This window comes from Geminicoccus sp. (assembly GCF_036263595.1).
Classification (GTDB): Bacteria; Pseudomonadota; Alphaproteobacteria; order Geminicoccales; family Geminicoccaceae; genus Geminicoccus.
The window spans coordinates 1-4,194 of sequence record NZ_DATAGQ010000162.1 but is presented as its reverse complement, the minus strand read 5'-3'; the positions used below and the strand labels follow the sequence as shown (position 1 = coordinate 4,194).

Below are 4,194 nucleotides of genomic sequence, written 5' to 3'. Positions count from 1 at the left end.
GTGGCTGTCTCGCTCTCGTCGCCTTGCTCGCGACTACGAGCGCCTGCCTGAAACGGGCCTCGCCATGATCCACACCGCCATGAGCCGCATCATGCTTCGACGCCTCGCATAACCGTCCCAGCCACTTTGCGGACAGTCAGTAAGGACCAAATGTTCCAGACAGGGACAAAAGGATCAAGATCGTTCAATGTGGGACTCTTTGAACTGATCCTAATTTGTGCCCAATGAAGAAAGCGCTTGACCGCCTTCTTGTCCTGCTTGGCAACCGGTAGGAAATCTATGATCTGTACGCATTGAGACGCCGGAGCCGGTGGCAGCAGGCGCATCGTCCAGTTGCGCAGTCCGCCTTTCGAGTTTAATTATCCTTCTTATGCCAAGGCCACGGCGATCCTCGCGAAGACGGGGCGGCGGGCCAGCATCGCCCTCGGCTTCGAACGCGAGCAACCTCTTGCTGCCGAGGATGTATCATGAGCAATGCCAACGTCGTTGATCATTCGCTCGACAAGGCTAACTTGCCAAATTCTTCGCCGCACCCAGAGGCAGGCTCAAACTTGGAAGTTGAGACCGTAGGCGTCATCGTTGTCCACGGCATCGGCGAGCAGCAGCCGGGTGACCACATGGAAGGGGTTGTCCGCGCGCTCGCCGAGGGACTTGAGCGCGAGGATCGCAAGCGCCGGGTGACTGTGGTCACGCCGGAGAACGTCGAGTCCGGAGATCCGCAGGCGTGGATTACGGTCCGCAGCCGTGATGGTGACTGTCCCAAGCTGACTTGGATCGGCGTGCATGAGGTGCACTGGGCCGACGTCAACGAATCCGCCTCGTTGACAAAGGGCATCCTATTTTGGTTCTGGGGCTTGTCGATCTGGTTGGCCCGCGGGCTCAAGAGGCCGAAGTCGCCGCTGTTCGAGCGCATGATGGCGCTACCCTGCTTTCCGAACCGTAAGCACGATGCTCCGCCTACTTCCTCCGACCGCATTCAGTTGTTCATTGTCGCCTGGATCTTCTTCCTAGCTGCGCCAGTTTTAGTTACGCTCAACTTCATCGCGAAGAGGGTGTTCGGAACCACTCTGCCTGCGACGCTTGAGACACTGGTCAGCTACGTCTCTGCGGTACGGCTCTACACCCAGCCGCGTCGCGTCGGCCCCGGGCTTCTGGAGTCTTGCAACGAGGCACCACGCTATGCGATCCGTCGGCGCATGGCCCGTGTGCTTGCCGACGTTGCTTCGCGTGGCTGTGGCCCGTCTCACGGACCTGTTCCCTACGATCGTTGGTACGTGCTTGCCCATAGCCAGGGCACGGTGGTGGCCTTCAATGGGCTTCAGGCCACCGGCATTGGTCTCGCCGCTTACCTAGACCGAGAACGCCTGGACCGGCTGCAGCAGTGCGGCCTCGCCGGACAGCGACGTGGTGATCATGATGGGCCGACGGCGGAAGATGTTGCGGACGACCAGTACCTCGCCCCAGCACTACCTGCAGACCGACTTGGCCAGGACAGCGTCGTCTACCGCGAGCAGCTATTCAGAAGATTCTATGGCCTGCTCACCTATGGTTCTCCACTCGACAAATTCGCCGGCATCTGGCCGCGGATTGTGGCGCTAAATCGCTGGGCGGCCGTGTTCCCGGCCCAGGCGCAGTGGGTCAACGTCTGGGATCCCACTGATCCGGTAGGCGCGGAACTGAACGCGTTCAACCACAACGATGTGTTTGACAAACGAACACCGCAGCGCACGCCGCTGAAGGGGGCAAAGGACTGCAAGCCGCTGGAGCCATATAATGTCGCCTGCAAGGCCCACCCAGTCCTCCTGGCAAGCCACGTCTACTACCTTCAGGACGCTGGTGGTGGTCCCCAGCCCCTTGCCCGCTGGATTGGTGATTGGCTCCTCGGCCATCCCGAGGCCGTAAACGTCGGGAAGTCCTTGCAGCAACTCAGCAAGAAGACGGAGAGGAAGCGGAAGTCCCTGATGCTGTTCTGGGTTGCCGTGCTCATATTCATCCTTCTGGGACTGATGCCAGTACTCCTTCTCTGGTTCGTGGATTTTATAGCCGGAACCGAATTCTCAGCCTGCTCAATAAGGGTGGTGCCGAACGCGGCGTGCGGCTGGCAACTGCTGAAGGGGGCGGCTTGGTGCGCGGGGGTGACGCTGGCGCTGGTCATCGTCGCAGGCCCGCTAGGTAGACTAATCATCAAGTGGGATGCATCCGAGGAGCGAGGAGGCATGACCCCGTCGGTGTAATGAAATGGACGTGCAAAGTGAGGCATACCGTCGGTAGTTGACGCCTCACGGTCAAAAGCGAAGAGTACACTTGACCAAGGCACTAAATTCCAAATCTCCCCAGATACGGTGGCCTGCAGCTGACGTTCTGCGCTGATTCTGCTGTGGAGACCAGAGATATAGCAACGGCCTGAGGGCGGGATGATGGACGCGACGGGTGAAATAAAAGAGCCTGTCAGGTCGCCTTCGACCGCTGGCTCAAGCTTGAGTTCCGCGGTGCTCGGTTCACCACCGACGGCCTGCTCGCCTACCGCGAACTCGACGACGCCTTCGGCTTCACCACGATGGAAGTGTCGGTGCTAGCCGAGGCCAGATCAGCAGGACCACCGCCGCGACCAAGCTTGCCAGCCGTCCGCCGCCGGCTGATCGAACTGTTCCAACACCCATGGATCTGCTGCCCACATTGCGGTGCTGAAGTCGGGCCTGCCCCACCAAACAAATTGCCCAGGTAGTGCTAGTGGTCTGAGTTGGAAGTTTGCTTGCACTTCGAATGAAGTGGGCGATGGTAGCACCCTTGGTGGAGGAGGCTGCCATGGCTCGCGGACCGAAGGCGATTGCCCTTGAACTGACGTCGGTGGAGCGTTGCGCGCTGGAGAACCTGATGCGGCGTCGCAAGGTTGGCTAGGCCTTGGCGCAGCGTGCCCGGTCTTTAGGGGGCAACAACACCGTGTGGTGCTTGCTTGTGCTGAGCCGGAGGCCACCAATCTTGGGGTAGCCAAGACGCTGGGTGTAAGTCGGCCGACGGTAGCCCTGTGGCGTCGGCGCTTTGCCGAGCATCGGCTGGAGGGTCTGGTGGATGCGCCACGTTCCGGTGCGCCAAGACGGGTTGACGACGAGGCCGTGGAGCGCCTGATCGCGATCACTCTGGAGAAGAAGCCGGCCAATGCCACCCACTGGTGCACGCGCTCGATGGCCAGGCAGGTCGGGATGAGCCAGACCGCCGTGAGCCGGATCTGGCGGGCGTTTGGCCTGCGGCCGCACCGGGTGGAGAACTTTCAAGCTTTCGACCGATCCGGCTTTTGTCGAGAAGGTCCGTGATGTGGTTGGCCTGTACCTGAACCCGCCGGACCGGGCCCTGGTGCTGTGCGTCGACGAGAAGCCGCAGATCCAGCCGGCGCAGCTAGGCGCCGGCTCCATCCCTGCAAGGGCCGCTGTCAGGAGACAGCGGCGGGGCGCTGCGGTCGACGGCACCAGTCCTGCCTCTGCGCCCGGGGCAGCCCGAGCGCCATACGCACGACTACCGGCGCTGCGGCACGACCGATCTGTTCGCAGCCTTGGACATCAAGGCCGGCACGGTCATCGGCCGCTGCCAGCGCCGGCACCGGAGCATCGAGTTCCGCGCCTTCCTCGACACCATTGAGGCAAGCGTGCCAGCAGATGCCGACGTTCACGTCGTGCTGGACAATGCCGCCACCCACAAGACCCGGATCGTCCACGACTGGCTGGTCAAGCGGCCGCGCTTCCACCTGCACTTCACGCCAACCAGTGCTTCCCTCGGCAGCCTCCTGGCTGCCGCTCCTACGATGTTCGGATCAATGGCCTGCTGGCCATTGATGGCTCAACCTGGTTGAGTGCTGGTTCGCCCTGCTCACCCGGCGCCGGCTCGAGCGCGGCGTGTTCAGCAGCACCCAGGCATTGGAGGAAGCCATCCAACGCTACATCGAGGACGTGAACCAGCACCCAAGGCCATTCGTCTGGACCAAGAGCGCCGACACCATCCTCGCCAGCGTCGCCCGCTTCTGCCAACGAACTTCCAACTCAGACCACTAGATGTTTGGTTCCAGAGTGTAGTGCTACGCTCGAGCAGCACATCTGGAAGGACGGGCCAGGTTCTTCACGGCCGCGCCACCACGACCGAGGCGGTTCGTCGGGCAATCCAAGCTAGTGAAGCGAGCGTGAGGGCACTGGCCAGACGCCACGG

General features: G+C 61.8%; 1 protein-coding gene and 1 pseudogene. Both read left to right on the top strand.

What is annotated here, in order from left to right:
- Positions 1-467: 467 nt before the first annotated feature.
- Positions 468-2,234 carry a hypothetical protein gene (locus tag VHL31_RS17510; protein ID WP_329662527.1) on the top strand — a complete coding sequence of 589 codons (1,767 nt, stop codon included), beginning with the start codon at positions 468-470 and terminating at the stop codon, positions 2,232-2,234.
- A 571-nt stretch (positions 2,235-2,805) separates the two neighbouring features.
- A pseudogene (locus VHL31_RS26990) lies at positions 2,806-4,043 on the top strand (IS630 family transposase).
- Positions 4,044-4,194: the final 151 nt, after the last annotated feature.

Coding starts and splice junctions, on each gene's coding strand:
- VHL31_RS17510 (WP_329662527.1), top strand. CDS start 468: ATGAGCAATGCCAACGTCGTTGATCATTCGCTCGACAAGGCTAACTTG.